The following is a 15,265-nucleotide window of genomic DNA, read 5'->3' on the forward strand; positions in this document are numbered from 1 at the left end:
TTTTTCTGTGCAAAAGAGGACTTTTCCAGTCACTATGGAAATAACCGATAATGAAACAGGAGAAGAAGCATGCAGCCCATTCCAATTCATGAGATCCCCGAAGACATTCATGACGATGTAGGAACCATATGAAAAAGCGGCCAGCGCCGTGTCCGCCCACACTTATTCACGGGGATTTTACGATTGATAACGTTCTTGTTCGCGACAGAAATATTGTCGGTGTCATCGATTGGAGCGGCGGCGCTTTCGGAGATCCAAGGTACGATGCGGCATTGGCCATCCGTCCGAAGCGAAGCGCGTTTCAACATGAAGCGGACGTCATCGTGTTTTTTGAAGGATACGGGCAAAAACCGATCACCAAAGATGAATATGAATACTTCGCAAACGGATTATACGAATTTTTCTAAAGAAAGGAGCATGAGAATGATCATCCGTCCATTATCAAGCAACGAATCGCCTCCAATGCCGCTGCTGTTAGTGGCTGATCCATCGAAACAACTCGTTCTTGATTACATACGCAAAATGTATTTGTCTTTCAGCAAGGAACGATTGCCAGATTGATAGAAAAAAACGCTGATGACGCGCATCCATCAACTTTCCGCTCTCATTATATGGGCGGTGGCAGCGCATCTGATCGTAAATTGATGAAAAAATTAATCTCTCCCCACTTGCATTTTGTTGAAGTGGGGCCTCCTTTGCTTTCTTCCTCTAGTTTATCGAACAGACGCCCACACCTTCTTGTCGCAGCGCTTCATATAACCGCTTCGCAAACAGCACCGCTTTCTTGCCGTCGCCGTGAATGCATACCGTTTCTGCTTCGATCGGAACGTCGATGCCTTGCAAAGAGCGGACGCGTTTTTCTTTCACCATCGTCAGCACTTGCTGGACCGCTTCCTGTTCATCGACAATCAACGCGCGCGGATCGCTACGCGGTGTAAGCGATCCATCGTTCTGATACGTTCGGTCGGCGAACACCTCGTTTGCCGTGCGCAAGCCAAATTTCTTTCCAGCGCGAATCAGTTCGCTTCCGGCAAGTCCGTATAAGATTAAGGCCGGATCGACATCGTACACCGCTTTGGCGATCGCCTCGGCCAACGCCGCGTCCTTAGCCGCCATGTTGTAAAGCGCGCCGTGCGGCTTAACGTGCGACATCGTTCCTCCTTCCGCTTTTACAAATGCGGCGAGCGCCCCGATTTGATAAACGACATACGCATACGCTTCCTCTGGAGTGACTGCTATATTGCGCCGGCCAAATCCGAGCAAGTCCGGAAACCCCGGGTGAGCGCCGATCGCCACTTTCCGTTCCAACGCCATCTGCACCGTTTTTCGCATCACAAGCGGATCGCCGGCATGAAAGCCGCAAGCGACATTGACCGAAGTGACGTATTGCAAAATCTCTTTTTCTTCGCCAAGACGATAAATGCCGAAACTTTCGCCGAAATCGCAATTTAAATCAATGCGCATAACCCATTTCCCTCCATTTTTGCTGAATGATGATTTTCCATCTTTTTAGTTGCCGCTCCCGTTCAACATATAACCGCTGTGCTTCTTGCCAAGATACTTTTTGAAATTGAATGAGATCACCTGGCCGCGCCTGCGCTAAAATCGGCAAATCCGCCGCAATGACTTGGGCAATCCGCGGATACCCGCCTGTCGTTTGGCAATCGGCCATCAATACAATCGGCTGGCCGAATGCGGGCACTTGCACCGTTCCAAACGCAACCGCTTCCGAAATCATCTCGGTATTATCTTTTCGCCTAAGCACTTGTCCTTGCAGACGGTAGCCCATGCGGTCCGACTGGGGCGTTACTTCATAAGCGAGAGAAAAAAATTGTGCGCGGCTTTCGGCAGTAAACGTGCTGTACTCCGGTCCTGCTGCGGCACGAATTACTTTCTTCTTTCCATCTATGTAATTTCTGGCGGAAAAGGCGATGCCCCAACGGATTGGAATGTTTGGCACAGCCATCGCCCGCGAACGCAGCGATAATATATCGCCTTTTTGCAACGGTTTTCCATGTAAGCCACCAATTGCTGCTTGCACATATGTCGAACGGCTGTTCATCACGAGCGGAAGGTCCAATCCGCCGGCAAACGCGATATAGCCGCGATATCCCTTTTGACACGCTCCGATGGCCAGCACATCGCCGCGCCGCACGGTGAGCGGCCTCCACATCGATACAGGCCGTTCGTTTAACGTACAGAAAAATTCCCCTCCGCAAATGGCGATGACGGCGTCTGTTGCAAAACGCAGCGTTGGGCCGTTCATCGTCATTTCCAACACCGCTTCGTTCTCATCATTGCCAACGAGAAGATTGGCAAGGCGGCTGGCCAGCGAATCCATCGCTCCGCCGGCCGGCACCCCGGCTTTGCGGTAGCCGACGCGTCCTTGATCTTGCACGGTTGTAAAAAATCCGCTATGGATGATTTCAATCATGCTGATCGCTCCACATTCGATATTCGTCTTCGGTAATCGGACGGAATTGCACTATATCCCCCGCTCTAAGCAGACTCGGCTCGTCATGCTCCGGGCGGAATAAAGCAAGCGGCGTTCTCCCGATGATTTGCCATCCGCCCGGCGTCGCCAACGGATACACCCCGGTCTGGCTGCCGGCAATCCCGACAGACCCGGCAGGAACGCGTGTCCTTGGTGTGGCGCGGCGCGGTGTCGCAATTTTAGGCGACAGTCCGCCTAAATAGGCAAAACCGGGAGAAAAGCCAATCATATAAACGCGATAGCGCCCTTGCGCATGAATGGCAATGACTTCTTCTTCCGTCATCCCGTGAAAGCGGGCGACTTCTTCTAAATCAGGACCAAACTCTCCACCGTAACAAACAGGAATGACAACGGTTCGTGATGGCGGCGCTTCCACCTGTTCGACACGCTCGAGCTCTGTTCGAAGCCACTCGCACATTTCCTCGTAGTTTCCAACGACAAGCGGATCGTAATACACCGTCACTGAGGAAAATGTTGGGACAATATCAAAAATCCCATCCTTTTTCTGTTGTTCTAAAAAAACGGCGACACGATGAACGTAGTCATTCACTGCTTCATCTACTTTCGTGGAAAAACGAATCGTCACCGCATATTCACTTAACGGAAACATCATATAATCCATTGTCATCCCTTCCTTGAAAAACCGAGCTGGGTGGAAATTTGCTGGGCAGCCTGCTTTAGCATTGGAACCATTCGTTCGATCGCTTCCGGTGAAAACCGATGTTCCGGGCCAGCGACACTTAATCCTGCTGCCGCTTTTCCTTCATGATTGAAAATCGGCACCGCAATCGCGGCTGAATAATCTTCTAATTCCGAATAACTGACCGTATATTGCCGCTTTCGGTCTTGTTCAATCCTATCCCGCAATGTGTCCCGCTGGACAATTGTATTTTTTGCAATCTTCACCAACTGAACACGGTCGATGTAGCGCTGTTGTTCATCTCGTTCCATAAACGTAAGCAAGATGCGAGGACACGCCCCGGCGTATAACGGAGCACGCCGCCCGACTTTCGTATACACGCGCACCGGTTCCGATGTATCGACTTTCTCAATATAAATTGCTTCATCGCCGTCACGAATGACTAAATTGACTGCTTCCTTCGTGTCTTCTTTCAGCTGCTGCATAATCGGAAGCGCGATTTGCCGGAGATCTAGCCGTTCCGCAACGAGCATGCCAAACGACAACAATGTTAAACCGAGCTGATAATAATCATTAGTTTTGTGTAAAAAACCGAGCTCTACTAACGATTGCGCCATCCGATAGACCGACGTTTTTGGCATTTGCAATAATTCGACCATTTCCTGCAGCGTAAGCCGCTCATGGTCAATGAACAGTTTTAATATTTCCATCGTTTTAACGACTGTTTTATTCATCTTGCTCTCCTTTTGTTCCATATAATGAAACATATATTCCATAAAATGAATGGTATATTCATTATAATAAAAATAAACAAAATTTTCTATCTATCATTTCATCAAAAAATCCTGCCGGCATCGTCCCGCACGGTTCTTCCTTTATAAAACCAGCGATCTTCCTCTAACGGTTTTTCTTTCGCTGTAATAAGGTTAGGAATGATTTTGATGACAACGGCGGCGCTGCCCATGGATGAACGGTATGACGCCACATGTTGCTGTGACAACGGACGGTGAAAATAGCCGGGCACATATTTGCCAAGCAGCTGCCTAAGCGCATCGGTCGCTTCGTCTAAATCGGAAACAATCTCGGCTTTGCCAAACAACATAACACTCATATAAGCGGTGCTTGTTTTGGCTGGCACTGGATGCACCATTGTCCCTATATGTTCACTAACGGTAAAGCAAACGCGCGGATTGCGCTGGATGATATCGATTTTTCTCCCTTCTTCCGCTCCATGGACATATACACAACCGTTCCACCATACGAAATTCAGCGGCACGACATACGGCTCACCACCATCTGCCAGACCTAAAAAGCCGGTCAACGCTTCCTGTAAAAACCGGTTGATTTTTTGCTCGTCTTTGCACCCCAACATGTCTCTTCTCATCCATTTCTCCTCCTTCATGGTGATATAATTGAATCATAGAGAAAAACTGACCTGATGAACAGGGACAGAATGCAAGAAAAAAGAAGGGTCAGAGGAGGAAAATGTAGTGGAATTGCAGCCCATTCTCGATCCAACAAACCGTACACCGCTTTACATGCAGGTGTATACGTATATAAAAGAGGAAATTGCAAACGGCCATCTCCAAAAAGGAAGCAAACTCCCATCGATTCGCGCGCTTTCCCAACATTTAGCCATCAGCAAAAATACCGTCGAAGCCGCATACCAGCAGCTTCTTGCCGAAGGATATATCGAAAGCAAACCGCGCGTAGGGTTTATTGTCAAAGAACTGGAAGAGCCTCTCCAATCATTTGTTTTCCAACCAGATGTACTCGTGAAGGCTCCGAAAAGCAAGCAAATTCGCTATAACTTTCGCTACGGTCATATTGACCTTGCCCATTTTCCAATGAAAACATGGCGGAAATGTCTTCTTGCAGCGATGGATTCGGAGCAAAGTGAATTACTATGGTATGGCGATCGTCAAGGAGATATCGGCTTGCGCGAGGAAATTCAACACTATTTGTACTACACACGCGGCATTCGCTGTTCGGCTGAGCAAATCGTTATTGGCTCTGGCACGCCACAACTGATTGGCGTCTTATGCCAGCTGTTCGATTTTCGTCACGATGCGGTCGCTTTAGAAAATCCTTGTTATGATGTCATTCGCACCGTGTTTCAAAATCACCATTTTTCTATTCTCCCAATTGAACTGGAAGAAGATGGGCTAAACATCGACCAGCTGCAAACAACAAACGCCAAACTTGTCTATGTCACCCCCTCCCACCAATTGCCGCTTGGGATGGTGCTGCCGATCGGCAAGCGGCAAAAGCTGCTGAAATGGACGCAACAGTCTAACGGATTGATAATCGAAGACGATTACGATAGCGAATTCCGCTACGGGAGCAAACCAGTCCCTGCGTTAAAAGCGCTCGATACGGAAGATCGCGTCATTTACGTCGGCACGTTTTCGAAAGTGTTTACTCCTGCCATCCGCACAAGCTTTGTGGTGTTGCCGCAAAGTTTGCTGGCGCGGTTTCATGAACGCTGTGCCAACTATCATCAAACCGTCCCTATTATCATTCAAAAAGCGCTCGCCCGATTTATGCGTGAAGGCCATTTTGAACGCCATATCCGCCGCATGCGCACCATCTACGCAAAAAAACGGCAAGCGCTCATCGAAGCGATTCGCGAATACTTCGGTGATCAAGCAACGATCATCGGTGACAAAGCGGGACTCCATCTTCTTGTAAAAATAAAAGACAAAAACGCCAACGAACTGGTGCAAAAAGCAGAAAAAGCGGGCATTTTCGTCTATTCGGCAGCGAAATATTGGTTTGGAAACGATGGAACACCGCCTTCTTATATTTTGCTAGGCTTTGGAGGGATGAGCGAGGAGGGCATCCGCGCCGGAATTCGCGAACTAAAACGGGTATGGGAGATTTGAGCTACTCCCTACGATAAAAAGAAAAGCGATGCGCTTCTATACTCTAGCGCATCGCTTCTTTACGCAGAAACCATATCCCAATGGCGAATAAAATTGCCCCTGCCGAGCGATACATACGAATCGCTTCGGATAAGATAATATGATAAGTATCCGCGTCCGCATGTCCCCCGCTTTCGCGAAGCCAATGATTGGCGTATGCTTCGCCAAGGTCAACACTCCCCCCAAAGCAAAAAAGCACCGATTCCCATCATTACATGTCCCACCACCATCTCCCATTTTTCACCCCATATCCCCCCTTTGTTTCTCCTGCACATACGAAAGCACTGCCGGAATTGCTTCGATCAAATCGCCAGCGAGCACATCCCATTGTGAATGGCTGCGTGCTACAAGCATATCGGCGGTTTTTCCATGAACCCAGACAGCATTGCTAATGGCTTCTTGTACAGAATGATGCTGCATAAGAAACGCGGAAACCATACCCGTCAGCACATCGCCGCTTCCGCCTTTCGCCAAGGCTGGATTTCCGGTCGTGTTGACGTATTGCGAACCGTCTGGCGTTGTCACAATCGTATAAGGTCCTTTCAACACGACGTAGATACCGTACTCCATCGCTAGACGCTTCGATGTGCCAAACCGATCACCTTCGATGTCACGGATCGATAGATTGAGCATGCGCGCCATTTCTCCGGGATGCGGGGTGACCACCGTTGCTGCTTTTCGTTCATGGATCAGCGCGGCGTACTCGTTCCAGAAAAACAGCGCATCCGCGTCAATAACAAGCGGCACTGGCTTCTGCACGATGTTGGAAACAAGTTCGCGGACACCATCCGTACGGCCAAGCCCCGGACCGATGGCGATCGCATCGATATCAAGCGCCGATACATCCATGGCGCCGGAAAACGCCCCGTCCCGCGCCGGGCAAGGATAGTACATCGCTTCCGGAACACGGTTGGCGACAACGGAATAAATGTCATCCGGCACCGCCATCGTCAATAATCCCGCTCCGCTTCGCAGCGCCGCTTTGGCTGTTAACGTAATCGCTCCTGTCATCGCGCGAGAACCGCCAACAACCAACAATTTTCCATGTGTTCCTTTATGAGACGATCGTTTTCGTTTTGGCAGCGTCCGCACGACGTCGTCCTCTTTCCATACAAAGCGGGGCGCGGCATTCCGCTTGACGGCAAGCGGCGGAATGCCGATATCGATAAGGAGCAGTTCACCGTAATAATCTGCTGTCGGAAAAGTATACGCCCCTAATTTCGGGCATTGAATCGTGATCGTGACATCGGCGCGAACCGCTGTTTCTGCCTCTCCCCCATCCGCTGGCGTTCCGCTTGGGATATCGATCGCATAGACAATAGCGCGGGAGCGGTTGACAAGCTCAATGATCTCTTTATACGGCGGACGCACCTCCCCTTTGATGCCAATGCCAAGCAAGGCGTCAATGATGACATCGTATTGTAAAATGTGCGTGGCAAACGCTTGTTCATTTCCCGCATATGGTTTCCAGTCATATCCGGAACGCTCATACACCTCAAGCGCCGTTTTCGCCGCCCCTTTTATCTTTTCTTTCGGCGGAATAAGCCATAAATCAGCATCATATCCGTAGCTTTTCAACATTCTTGCGACGACAAATCCGTCACCGCCGTTATTCCCTGTTCCCGCTAGCACCGCTACCCGGGCCGAACGGGGAATGCGTTCGCGCAGCACATGAAACAGCGACTGCCCGGCGTTTTCCATTAAGGAATCGGCGCTGATGCCGATTTGTTCAATTGTGTCGCGGTCGATTTCGTACATTTCTGCGGCTGTAACGATATGCATTCTGCTCACCTCACCTATTAAATATGTATTTTGTCCCGTTTCATTAATTTGTTCTCCACGAAAGAGGAAAACACCTGCGAAAAAATTTTTTTGCGGTATAACAATGATGTAAGCGTTGTCTTATCCCGTCATCGCCAAAACCAATATTGACAACCGGCTTTTTTGGAATTATGATGAATGTAAAAATTGCATACAACGAACCGCTTATCAAGAGTGACCGAGGGAACAGGCCCAATGACGTCCGGCAACCTCCCTTTTAGGGAACGGTGCCAATTCCTGCAGAATGGCTTTCATTCTGAAAGATAAGTCGGGTAATTTACATACCGATGCCTCTTTCTGAATGAAAGGGGCGTTTTTGTTTTTTCAGCTCCAGGAAAAACAAAGAAGCAACACTTCTTAATATACAATAGTTTTTCAGAATTACTAAAACTCCGCAAATAGATCGGGAGGGAAGAAGTGATGATTGAAATAAAAAATGTAACAAAAATCTATTCCACGAAAAAAAAGCAAGTTGTCGGCGTCGACAACGTATCCTTAACCATTCAAGACGGGGAGATCTTTGGAATTATCGGCTATAGCGGCGCCGGCAAAAGCTCGTTGCTGCGCTGCTTAAATCTTTTGGAACGCCCAACATCTGGCCAAGTCATCATCGATGGTGTCGATTTAACGACATTGAACAACAAACAGCTGCGGCAAGCCCGTTTAAAAATCGGCATGATTTTTCAGCACTTTTATCTTGTCAGCTCCAAAACAGTGTTTGAAAATGTCGCCTTTGCCTTAAAAGCGGCAAAAAAGCCAAAAGAAGAAATTGAAAAAAGAGTCAATGAATTGCTTGAAATGGTCGGGCTTTCCGATAAACGGGACGCGTATCCTTTCCAGCTAAGCGGCGGGCAAAAGCAGCGGGTTGGCATCGCGCGGGCGCTTGCCAACGACCCGACCGTCCTCTTGTGCGACGAAGCAACATCGGCACTCGACCCAAGTACAACGAAATCGATTTTGGCGCTGTTGAAAAAAATCAACCGTGAACTTGGCATTACGATTGTGCTGATTACGCATGAAATGGAAGTGGTCAAGGATATATGCGACCGCGTCGCCGTCATGCAAAACGGGAAAATCATCGAATTAGGAACCGTATATGACATTTTTACAAATCCGAAAGAAGAACTAACGAAGTCCTTTATCAACAGTGTATTGCGGTTTGAACTCCCTGATCATCTGCTGCAGAAGCGGACAGGAACGATTGTCAAGATCCAATTCAAAGGGAAGACCGCCGAGGAAGCGATTGTTTCTGATATGCTGCAATCCTTTAAAGTAAAAGGCAATATTTTGCATGGAAAAATCGAGTATATCCAAGAGATGCCGCTTGGAATTTTTGTCATGGAGCTGACCGGCGAACCGGAAGAAATCGAGCGGGCCATTCACTACATTTCGCAAAGAACGAACGGATTGGAAGTGATTGCACATGCTGCTTGATGCGCTGATCGACTTAATTCCCGAACTGAACAAAGCGTTTTTAGAGACGATTTATATGGTGGCGATTTCCCTTTTCGTCGCGGTCCTTGCCGGTTTGCCGCTGGGAATTCTCCTATTCGTCACCGACCGCGGTCTGTTTTTGGAGAACACAGTGGTCAAATCCGTCCTTGGCTTTATCGTCAATATGATTCGCTCGATACCGTTTGTCATCCTGCTCGTCGGGCTGCTGCCGCTTACGAAACTGATTACCGGAACAACGATCGGACCTACCGCCGCGTCCGTATCCTTGTCGGTCGCTGCCGTTCCGTTTTTTGCAAGAATTGTAGAAACATCGTTGCGGGAAATCGAAAAAGGGGTGATTGAAGCGGCGGTTGCCGTCGGGGCGACACCGTGGATGATTATCAAAGATGTGCTGCTGCCTGAGGCACGCCCTGGCATTGTGCATGGAATTACCATTACAACGATTAGTTTAGTTGGATATTCGGCCATGGCTGGCATTGTCGGCGGCGGCGGCATCGGCGACCTTGCCATTCGCTTCGGATATTACCGCTACGACAATACCGTTATGATTACAACGATCGTCATTTTAATTTGTCTTGTCCAAATCATTCAGTTTGTCGGCGACCGCATTGCCCGCTTGGTCGATAAGCGGTGAGGTCGTTAAAATATAAACTACTAAGGGGGACTTTATCATGAAAAAACTATCGATCTTTCTCGTTTTCTTGCTTTCCATTGGGCTTCTTGCCGCATGCGCGGGCAAGGAAACAGCTTCCGGCACTCCAGAGAAAAAAGAGCTAACGATCGGAGCGACTTCCGGCCCTTACAGCGACATGGTCAATAAAGCGATTAAACCGATATTGGAAAAGAAAGGATACAAAGTAAAAGTAGTCGAATTCAGCGACTATATTCAGCCAAACTTGGCGCTAGCCAACGGCGATCTAGACGCTAATTTATTCCAGCATAAAATTTACATGGAAAACTTCGCAAAAGAGCATCACCTCGATCTTTCCGAAGTGATTATCGTTCCAACGGCACCAATGGGAATTTACTCGAAGAAATTTAAATCGCTCGATGAAATTAAAGATGGAAGTGAAATTGCGATTCCAAACGATCCAACCAACTTGGCAAGAGCGCTTTTAATCTTGCAAGACAAAAAATTAATTAAGCTCGATCCATCAGTCAATCCGCTCACCGTTTCGGAAAAAGATATAAAAGAAAATGTAAAACACCTTAAATTTAAGCCGATTGAAGCTGGCCAATTGCCGCGTACCGTGGAAAGCGTCGATTTGGCCGCTGTTCCGGGCAACTTTGCCTTAGCCGCAAAAATGAATTTAATGGATGCCCTTGCACTAGAAAACATGCCTGATGACTATCGCAACCGCATCGTTGTCAACACAAAAGATTTAAATAAACCATTTGTCAAAGATATGAAAGAAGCTGTCGAATCGAAAGAGTTCGAAGAAGTGATTGACAAAGAATTTAAAGGATTCGGAAAACCAAAATGGATGCTGGAACGAAAACAGTAACAATGATGCAAACACGCCGTCTGATTGCGGCGTGTTTGTTTTCATGATTTTCGATGGCATTTCAGGACATGGACGTCTTCCGTCTAAAAGAGTTATAGTAAGAATATAACAATAAACGAAATAAAAGAGGCGAGAAACATTGACGTACATCGAAAAAGGCAGCACCGAATACATAAAAGCAAGTTTGGCCCTATTTTTCGGCGGGTTTGTCACCTTTGCGATTTTATACACGACACAGCCGCTGTTGCCGATTTTCGCGAAAGAATTTCACGTTTCCGCCGCGTCCGCCAGCTTAACGGTGTCCGCGTCTACCGGAACGTTAGCGGTAATGATGCTCATAGCGGCTAGTTTATCCGACCGCATCGGCAAAAAGAATGTGATGATGATGTCCATGCTGCTGACATCGATACTGGCGATGGCCATGGCGTTTAGCCCGAACTTTATTTCCCTTGTCATTGCACGCACGTTCCTTGGCATGACAGCCGCGGGCATCCCGTCTCTGGCGATGGCCTACGTCGCCGAGGAATTTCATCCGGCCGGAATCGGAAAAGTAATGGGCCTCTATATTAGCGGAACGAGCATCGGCGGCATGGCTGGACGGATTTTAACAGGCCTGTTAACCGACTTGTTTTCGTGGCGGACAGCGTTATTTGCCATTGGGGCCATTTCTCTTCTATTAAGCATGATTTTTGCACTTACTCTTCCGGCGCCGCGCCATTCGATGAAAAAACCGCTCAATGGCAAAACCGCGCTGCGGGCGTATGCTGTTCATTTGCGAAACAAATCGTTAATGGCTCTCATTGTGCTTGGCTTTTTATTTATGGGCGGATTTGTGACGCTGTATAACTATATCGGCTTTTTATTAAGCGAACCGCCGTATTCATTCAGCCAGTCCGTTCTCGGGTTCCTTTTTATCGTATACATATTCGGCAGCTTTAGCTCGGTTTATATGGGAAAAAAAGCCGATTTACACGGTCATGCGCTGGTATTAAGCATTTCCGTGTCATTGACCGCGCTTGGCGCGGGGGTTACGCTCGTTCCATCTGTCGTTGTCAAAATCATCGGGCTTTCATTATTTACCTTTGGCTTTTTCGGCTGCCATTCCATCGCAAGCGCCTGGATTGGCGAACGTACAAAGATGAATAAAGCGCAAGCGTCTTCTCTTTACCTCTTATTCTATTATTTAGGTTCCAGCCTTGCCGGCACAGCCGGCGGCTATTTTTGGACCCACTTTCATTGGCTTGGCGTCATCGCATTTATCGTGACTTTATTGCTATTAAGCTATCCGCTGATCGGCTATGCTCATAAGCGGCTTGAGTAGTTTCCACGGTTCCCGCAATATTAGATGGAAAAGCTGTGGTAAGTGTCACTGTATCGAAAATCGGTGAGGATATGAATGATGTTAAAGAGCCTCACATTTCTTATGGACAAGAAAACGCAGCAGAACTTCAAACATTTGTTGATGCTATTCAGAAAGCAAAAAAGGTAAATGGTATTGTCGATATAGTAAAACCAGATTTTCTTCTTAAATATTAATATTACATTTCGAAAACAAAACAACTGCTAATTATTACTTATGGTTACGTTCAGATAGTGGCTCAATTATGAACGAAAAAGACACACATACAATCTACAATTTACCATCTAACATTATTGAAGACTTAAATAAATATAAAACACTCGGCAGATAGTCTTTTATTTATATCTTTGATGCCAAAAACTTTCTCTGTAATGCCAAGTCGCTAGGCAGAAGTTCCAGTTTTATTGTTTCTGTTTGTACCAGGCTAACGCTTTCTTCTCGATTTCTCTTACAAATTCGTCTTTCCCTTTTATATATGCTTCGATATCGGCAGGAAACTGTTTGGCAAGCCCTTCTTTCAGGCGGCTGTATGCCCTGGCCTCCTCGGGATGGGCGATCATATTATTCCTTAAATGCTATATGTCTCGCAATATGCTCGCTTCCCGTCGGAAACACATGGACATGGTGGGTGCGCTCATCCCCGCCTTTTTGGAAAAAGCGGCGCTTCGGAATGCCGTTTTCCCCCATCGCCTGATAGCCAAGCACTGCCATCGCATCGTTATAACTATCGACATGGTCAATATCATGGACTTCTATCATGATATCAACGATAGGCTTGGCACTCATTTCCGGGATGGCCGTGCTGCCGATATGATAGATGCGCAAACACTCTTTCCCAAATACCCGTTTCAGCTTTTCCGCTTCCTCGGCAAACATCGTTGCCCATTGTTTACAAAATGGGACGACTTCTACTTTCCGCGCGATGATCATCACGTCCTTTTCATCTTCTATCGCTGTAAAACAATTATTTTTGACTTTCGATAACCTGTAGCCCAAATTGCAAACAGTCTTCGTAAATCGACGCAAACGGCCCTCTGGCAAGCTACGCTTTCTGTTGTAAACAAAAGGAGCATCGTTCGTTCGTATTTTCTTGAGCCGTTGAGAACGTATCGTCTATTTCCGCCACGTTCAGCATTTTCATGTTCTCGTACACATGATGGATAAATTCTTCATCAATATATTCAAACTCCCCTTTGAGTTTCATAGCTGCGAGCTTGCTAGCGACTGCCATTCCTTCATAAAATCGCTGTTTCTCTTTATCTTCGCCATTTTCCACTGCCGCCATCATATCTTCGGAAAACTGTTCCAACGCTTCCGCCGTCAAGCTGTCCAGCCATGTTTTTTGGCCACCGTTCATGAAATCATCTCCTCCTATTCCAGTTACTTACTTATTGTCGCTCATCAAGAAACCGCGCGCGGATGTCGGGGGTAGGCATCAGGCAATGATCGCGCTTTCCGAACCATTCATACCGATGCTTAGCGACAAAACCATATACATAATCGCGCAGCGGCTTCGGAACAATCCAAAATATATAAAACAGCTTCCATGCGCCGGCAAGCCGCCGGCAAATGCGGAGGGCGGCGCTCAATTTTGTGTAATAACGGCCGTCTTCGAGCAGCACGAGGCTGTCCACCTCCGGAACGCCAAACTTCTGCCGCAGCGCCTCTCCCGCTTCACTTTGCAAAGAGGCAAAGCGAAACACGGCATGCGGGTCACGCGCGATAATAAATTGCACGCTGGCGCTGCAAAGCGAACAAACGCCGTCAAACAAGATAATTGTATTCATCTTTCTCCTCCGTTTACTCGCTATTGACTGGTTCAATGCATTCCATTACATCGTTTTTCGGCGAATTGACAATCGTTGACACTTCGTACATTTTCATCTCTTCGGCAGGATACGGCTGCAACAGCGATTTCACATAATCGCTATCCTCGAGCCGCGGATCCATCCATGCCTCCTGCCGCTCTGGCGGCAAAATGACAGGCATCCGCTCATGAATCGTACTTACCAATTCGTTTGCCGTTGTGGTGATAATCGTGCACGTATATAGCGGTTCGCCCTGTTTGTCCCATCTCTCCCACAGCCCGGCAAACGCAAATGGTTCCCCGTTTCGCAGTGTAAAACGGTACGGAATTTTTTTCGCCCCTTCCTTTTTCCATTCATAAAAGCCGTCAGCCAAAATCAAACAGCGCCGCCGCTTGAGAGCATGGCGGAAGCTCGCTTTTTCATCGACCGTTTCCGCCCTGGCGTTGATCATCTTCCAGCCGATTTTCGGATCGTTCGCCCAAGATGGCACGAGCCCCCACTTCATCATCTTCCCAATCCGTATCCCATTCTCCTGCACAACGGTCAACACCTCTTGACTTGGGGCGATATTGAAGCGGGGAGGGAACGTTCCAGTATAGACAAAACGGAACAATGCTTGCAGCTGCACAATATCAACCGTTAACGAAAAGCGTCCACACATAGGATTTCCTCCTATCTATAATAAACGGATAAAAAAGGAATTTGTTTCATATATGTAGAAGTATAATACAAAAAAAGGGGCTGTATGCGTAAAACCCGTTGCGCTTTGCCATTGATAAGTCATCCGAATATTTGTACCCTTCTCTGGAGAATGGAAGGCTCTTGAAGGAGTAGCAAGTTTATTAAAAACATATGTTCTATTTACGAATATATGTTTTTATATTTTGTTAAAAAAGTCAAGATGTCATTAGAAAAATAAGGAATTATGATAAAGACCGGATATATCTGGTTTGATGCTTATAGTTTTTGTTGGGAATTGCTTGTTGCGTATAGTCCATCGTTTAATACAAACACATTGATTAAAGGATATCTTATTATAAGTTTTCTTTTGAAGATGTAAATTAAATTTGGAAAGTTTTCGGAGAAACGTTTAAACACCCAGTCAAAGGCATGTCTCACGTCCTCAGGTTCTAAGATTTTCATGCACGCCTCGATGTCGACGCGACTGACGCCGTCAAAATTGCGATCTTCTGGAGCAAGTTATGTTCCTTCAGCGGTTTATCAAGATACATTACTTGTTCGATCGGTGCGTTAAACC

The 15,265-nt window shown here is 47.3% G+C and carries 18 protein-coding genes, 2 pseudogenes and 1 riboswitch; of the genes and pseudogenes, 8 read left to right on the forward strand and 12 right to left on the reverse strand.

What is annotated here, in order from left to right:
* The first annotated feature begins 128 nt into the window (after positions 1–128).
* Positions 129–407: a phosphotransferase family protein gene (locus tag BV455_RS01145; protein ID WP_017437494.1), complete on the forward strand. Its 279-nt coding sequence runs from the start codon at positions 129–131 to the stop codon at positions 405–407.
* A gap of 16 nt (positions 408–423) precedes the next feature.
* Positions 424–561 (forward strand): hypothetical protein, encoded by a 138-nt coding sequence (locus tag BV455_RS01150; RefSeq protein WP_017437495.1) that lies wholly within the window; start codon positions 424–426, stop codon positions 559–561.
* Between the two features lie 147 nt (positions 562–708).
* Here BV455_RS01150 and BV455_RS01155 read toward each other — a convergent pair whose 3' ends face one another.
* From BV455_RS01155 to BV455_RS01175, 5 genes are all read right to left on the reverse strand, one after another.
* The gene (locus BV455_RS01155) at positions 709–1,464 is read right to left on the reverse strand and encodes a LamB/YcsF family protein (RefSeq protein ID WP_017437496.1); all 756 of its coding nucleotides are present in this window, start codon (positions 1,462–1,464) and stop codon (positions 709–711) included.
* Positions 1,454–2,434: a 5-oxoprolinase subunit C family protein gene (locus BV455_RS01160; protein ID WP_017437497.1), complete on the reverse strand. Its 981-nt coding sequence runs from the start codon at positions 2,432–2,434 to the stop codon at positions 1,454–1,456. The genes BV455_RS01155 and BV455_RS01160 overlap by 11 nt, the downstream gene beginning before the upstream one ends.
* Complete coding sequence (gene pxpB, locus BV455_RS01165; RefSeq protein ID WP_017437498.1) at positions 2,427–3,116, reverse strand: 5-oxoprolinase subunit PxpB; 690 nt, start codon at positions 3,114–3,116, stop codon at positions 2,427–2,429. The genes BV455_RS01160 and pxpB overlap by 8 nt, the downstream gene beginning before the upstream one ends.
* Before the next feature lie 2 nt (positions 3,117–3,118).
* The gene (locus BV455_RS01170) at positions 3,119–3,868 is read right to left on the reverse strand and encodes an IclR family transcriptional regulator (protein WP_042409634.1); all 750 of its coding nucleotides are present in this window, start codon (positions 3,866–3,868) and stop codon (positions 3,119–3,121) included.
* A 101-nt stretch (positions 3,869–3,969) separates the two neighbouring features.
* Complete coding sequence (locus tag BV455_RS01175) at positions 3,970–4,518, reverse strand: pyridoxamine 5'-phosphate oxidase family protein (protein WP_218687640.1); 549 nt, start codon at positions 4,516–4,518, stop codon at positions 3,970–3,972.
* 106 nt (positions 4,519–4,624) lie between these two features.
* Here BV455_RS01175 and pdxR point away from each other — a divergent pair, with 106 nt between their 5' ends.
* Complete coding sequence (pdxR, locus tag BV455_RS01180) at positions 4,625–6,019, forward strand: MocR-like pyridoxine biosynthesis transcription factor PdxR (RefSeq protein ID WP_218687641.1); 1,395 nt, start codon at positions 4,625–4,627, stop codon at positions 6,017–6,019.
* 43 nt (positions 6,020–6,062) lie between these two features.
* On the opposite strand, the gene BV455_RS01185 is transcribed toward pdxR, so the two are convergent.
* Positions 6,063–6,257: a hypothetical protein gene (locus BV455_RS01185; RefSeq protein ID WP_017437502.1), complete on the reverse strand. Its 195-nt coding sequence runs from the start codon at positions 6,255–6,257 to the stop codon at positions 6,063–6,065.
* 41 nt (positions 6,258–6,298) lie between these two features.
* Positions 6,299–7,840 carry an NAD(P)H-hydrate dehydratase gene (locus BV455_RS01190; protein WP_218687642.1) on the reverse strand — a complete coding sequence of 514 codons (1,542 nt, stop codon included), beginning with the start codon at positions 7,838–7,840 and terminating at the stop codon, positions 6,299–6,301.
* Between the two features lie 201 nt (positions 7,841–8,041).
* Positions 8,042–8,149: riboswitch (SAM riboswitch) on the forward strand.
* Between the two features lie 150 nt (positions 8,150–8,299).
* Between BV455_RS01190 and BV455_RS01195 the strand changes: the two genes are divergently transcribed.
* The 5 genes from BV455_RS01195 to BV455_RS01215 all read left to right on the forward strand — a co-directional run bounded on the left by BV455_RS01195 (position 8,300) and on the right by BV455_RS01215 (position 12,375).
* The gene (locus BV455_RS01195) at positions 8,300–9,313 is read left to right on the forward strand and encodes a methionine ABC transporter ATP-binding protein (RefSeq protein WP_218687643.1); all 1,014 of its coding nucleotides are present in this window, start codon (positions 8,300–8,302) and stop codon (positions 9,311–9,313) included.
* Complete coding sequence (locus BV455_RS01200) at positions 9,303–9,968, forward strand: methionine ABC transporter permease (RefSeq protein WP_061579303.1); 666 nt, start codon at positions 9,303–9,305, stop codon at positions 9,966–9,968. Before BV455_RS01195 ends, BV455_RS01200 begins: the two co-directional genes overlap by 11 nt.
* Positions 9,969–10,005: 37 nt before the next feature.
* Positions 10,006–10,839 (forward strand): MetQ/NlpA family ABC transporter substrate-binding protein, encoded by an 834-nt coding sequence (locus BV455_RS01205; RefSeq protein ID WP_218687644.1) that lies wholly within the window; start codon positions 10,006–10,008, stop codon positions 10,837–10,839.
* 139 nt (positions 10,840–10,978) lie between these two features.
* Entirely contained in the window at positions 10,979–12,160 is a 1,182-nt protein-coding gene (locus tag BV455_RS01210) for an MFS transporter (RefSeq protein ID WP_017437504.1), read from the forward strand.
* 35 nt (positions 12,161–12,195) lie between these two features.
* Positions 12,196–12,375, forward strand: a complete 180-nt coding sequence (locus BV455_RS01215) for a tetraspanin family protein (RefSeq protein WP_218687645.1) — start codon at positions 12,196–12,198, stop codon at positions 12,373–12,375.
* A 225-nt stretch (positions 12,376–12,600) separates the two neighbouring features.
* On the opposite strand, the pseudogene BV455_RS01220 reads toward BV455_RS01215, so the two are convergent.
* The 5 genes and pseudogenes from BV455_RS01220 to BV455_RS20175 all read right to left on the reverse strand — a co-directional run.
* Positions 12,601–13,132, reverse strand: a pseudogene (locus tag BV455_RS01220) (GrpB family protein).
* 109 nt (positions 13,133–13,241) lie between these two features.
* Positions 13,242–13,556, reverse strand: coding sequence for a hypothetical protein (locus BV455_RS01225; RefSeq protein WP_245005318.1), 315 nt, complete (start codon positions 13,554–13,556; stop codon positions 13,242–13,244).
* A 31-nt stretch (positions 13,557–13,587) separates the two neighbouring features.
* Entirely contained in the window at positions 13,588–13,986 is a 399-nt protein-coding gene (locus tag BV455_RS01230; RefSeq protein ID WP_218687646.1) for a thiol-disulfide oxidoreductase DCC family protein, read from the reverse strand.
* A 13-nt stretch (positions 13,987–13,999) separates the two neighbouring features.
* Positions 14,000–14,668, reverse strand: coding sequence for an SOS response-associated peptidase (locus BV455_RS01235; protein ID WP_218687647.1), 669 nt, complete (start codon positions 14,666–14,668; stop codon positions 14,000–14,002).
* 413 nt (positions 14,669–15,081) lie between these two features.
* Positions 15,082–15,263, reverse strand: a pseudogene (locus BV455_RS20175) (hypothetical protein); the annotation flags it as partial.
* Positions 15,264–15,265 lie beyond the last annotated feature (2 nt).

This window comes from Parageobacillus caldoxylosilyticus (assembly GCF_019272935.1).
Taxonomy (GTDB): Bacteria; Bacillota; Bacilli; order Bacillales; family Anoxybacillaceae; genus Saccharococcus; species Saccharococcus caldoxylosilyticus.

What these genes read in the sequence shown, in the direction of transcription:
- BV455_RS01195 (WP_218687643.1), top strand. Translation starts at nt 8,300, where the DNA reads ATGATTGAAATAAAAAATGTAACAAAAATCTATTCCACGAAAAAAAAG.
- BV455_RS01225 (WP_245005318.1), bottom strand. Translation starts at nt 13,556, where the DNA reads ATGAACGGTGGCCAAAAAACATGGCTGGACAGCTTGACGGCGGAAGCG.
- BV455_RS01150 (WP_017437495.1), top strand. Translation starts at nt 424, where the DNA reads ATGATCATCCGTCCATTATCAAGCAACGAATCGCCTCCAATGCCGCTG.
- BV455_RS01230 (WP_218687646.1), bottom strand. Translation starts at nt 13,986, where the DNA reads ATGAATACAATTATCTTGTTTGACGGCGTTTGTTCGCTTTGCAGCGCC.
- BV455_RS01175 (WP_218687640.1), bottom strand. Translation starts at nt 4,518, where the DNA reads ATGAGAAGAGACATGTTGGGGTGCAAAGACGAGCAAAAAATCAACCGG.
- BV455_RS01160 (WP_017437497.1), bottom strand. Translation starts at nt 2,434, where the DNA reads ATGATTGAAATCATCCATAGCGGATTTTTTACAACCGTGCAAGATCAA.
- BV455_RS01155 (WP_017437496.1), bottom strand. Translation starts at nt 1,464, where the DNA reads ATGCGCATTGATTTAAATTGCGATTTCGGCGAAAGTTTCGGCATTTAT.
- BV455_RS01170 (WP_042409634.1), bottom strand. Translation starts at nt 3,868, where the DNA reads ATGAATAAAACAGTCGTTAAAACGATGGAAATATTAAAACTGTTCATT.
- BV455_RS01145 (WP_017437494.1), top strand. Translation starts at nt 129, where the DNA reads ATGAAAAAGCGGCCAGCGCCGTGTCCGCCCACACTTATTCACGGGGAT.
- BV455_RS01190 (WP_218687642.1), bottom strand. Translation starts at nt 7,840, where the DNA reads ATGCATATCGTTACAGCCGCAGAAATGTACGAAATCGACCGCGACACA.
- BV455_RS01200 (WP_061579303.1), top strand. Translation starts at nt 9,303, where the DNA reads ATGCTGCTTGATGCGCTGATCGACTTAATTCCCGAACTGAACAAAGCG.
- BV455_RS01205 (WP_218687644.1), top strand. Translation starts at nt 10,006, where the DNA reads ATGAAAAAACTATCGATCTTTCTCGTTTTCTTGCTTTCCATTGGGCTT.
- pxpB (WP_017437498.1), bottom strand. Translation starts at nt 3,116, where the DNA reads ATGGATTATATGATGTTTCCGTTAAGTGAATATGCGGTGACGATTCGT.
- BV455_RS01235 (WP_218687647.1), bottom strand. Translation starts at nt 14,668, where the DNA reads ATGTGTGGACGCTTTTCGTTAACGGTTGATATTGTGCAGCTGCAAGCA.